The organism is Micrococcus sp. MS-ASIII-49 (assembly GCF_000946635.1).
Lineage (GTDB): Bacteria > Actinomycetota > Actinomycetes > Actinomycetales > Micrococcaceae > Micrococcus > Micrococcus luteus.
In genome coordinates this window covers 1-1,598 of record NZ_JXSP01000141.1, presented here as the reverse complement: position 1 = coordinate 1,598, position 1,598 = coordinate 1, and the positions used below count along the sequence as shown (strand labels likewise).

The following is a 1,598-nucleotide window of genomic DNA, read 5'->3' as shown; positions in this document are numbered from 1 at the left end:
CAACAACGTCATGCCCTCCTACATCTAGGGCGTGTTGCTAAAGGAGGGTAGTCAGCCAGTGCAGTGTCGCTGCGAGGCTGAGTCCGGCGTGATAGTTCCGGGCGTACTTGTCCGAACGCATCGCGATCCCTCGCCACTGTTTGAGCCGGTTGAAGCACCGCTCCACGACATTGCGGCCCCGATAGCGCTGGCGCTGGTCTTCACCGAAGTCGATCGGCCGGCCCGGGCGTCTGCGCCGGTGCGTGATCTGATCGGCCCGCTCGGGGATCGTGGCCGCGATGCCATGCCGGCGCAGCCAGGCCCGGTTCGCCTTCGAGGGGTAGCCCTTGTCTGCAATCAGGCGGTCAGGCCGTATCCGGGGCCGCCCACGGGCCCCGGCAACGCTGATCTGCTCCAGCGTGGTGGCCAGCATCGGGGTGTGAAGCCACCTGCCCGCCGGTCACCACGAACGCCAGCACCCTGCCCTTGCCATCACAGACCAGATGATTCTTCGTCGTCAGACCGCCGCGGGAGCGTCCGATGGCATGGTCAGCCGGCTCGTCCGCTGATTTCTTGTCGTTCATCCAGGCCCCCTGTGGGGCGGGGCAGGGTCGCCCCGTGCTGGTGGACGCGCACGATCGTGGAATCGATCGAGGCCACCCAGTCCAGCTCGCCAGCCTGCTGTGCCATGGACTGGGTCTTCTCCAGCACCCGCTCCCACACGCCCTGGGCGGCCCACCGGTTGAAGTTCTTGTAGATCGTGTTCCAGTTCCCGAACCGCTCGGGCAGATCCCGCCACGGCGCCCCCGTGCGGAAGCGCCACGCGGTGGCCTCGACCACCGCGCGCCGATCCACCGGCGGACGCCCGGTGGTCTTGGCTTCGGGGAACAGTGGGCCGATCACGGCCCAGACCTCGTCCGAGATGACATCACGCGACATGACCCCAGACTCGCGCATCCACGTCCCCGAACCCTTTAGCAACACGCCCTAGGCGCGGTGCGGCGGGACGCGCCGGTCGGCGCGGGGCGGCGGGGGGTCGGGGCACGGCCACCCGACTCCCCGCGGCAATTCGGTTGCGCACAACCTGACCGCGGACTACGCTCGCTCGTGAGCGCGGAGACGCGCCACCCGCGCCTCGGGCCCGCCACCCGGACCCGTCACCGGCAAGGAAGGCACCGCATGATCGAGATCGACCCCCTCTACACCGCCGAGGCCGTCGCCACCGGCGCCGGCCGCGACGGCCACGTCCAGACCGCGGACGGCCGCATCGCACTGGACCTCGCGGTCCCCGCGGAGATGGGCGGCAGCGGCGACGGCGCGAACCCCGAGCAGCTGTTCGCGGCCGGCTACGCCGCGTGCTTCCACTCCGCGCTGCAGAGCGTGGCCCGTCAGGCCAAGAAGAAGCTCGGCGACTCCTCCGTGGGCGCACGCGTCGCCATCGGCAGGGCCGGCGAGGGCTTCGGCCTGGCCGTCGTGCTCGAGGTCGTGATCCCCGACCTGCCCCATGACGAGGCCCAGCAGCTCGCCGACGCGGCTCACCGGGTCTGCCCCTACTCCAACGCCACGCGCGGCAACATCCGCGTGGACGTGCAGGTCGTCGACGACTGACCCCCCACCCC

1 protein-coding gene and 1 pseudogene are annotated in these 1,598 nt (G+C 70.3%); one reads left to right on the top strand and one right to left on the bottom strand.

The window, feature by feature from the left end; genetic code table 11:
* Positions 1-37: 37 nt before the first annotated feature.
* Positions 38-936, bottom strand: a pseudogene (locus tag SJ20_RS11795) (IS5 family transposase).
* A gap of 222 nt (positions 937-1,158) precedes the next feature.
* Here SJ20_RS11795 and SJ20_RS09465 point away from each other — a divergent pair.
* Entirely contained in the window at positions 1,159-1,587 is a 429-nt protein-coding gene (locus tag SJ20_RS09465) for an organic hydroperoxide resistance protein (protein WP_044659746.1), read from the top strand.
* Positions 1,588-1,598: the final 11 nt, after the last annotated feature.

What these genes read in the sequence shown, in the direction of transcription:
- SJ20_RS09465 (WP_044659746.1), top strand. Translation starts at nt 1,159, where the DNA reads ATGATCGAGATCGACCCCCTCTACACCGCCGAGGCCGTCGCCACCGGC.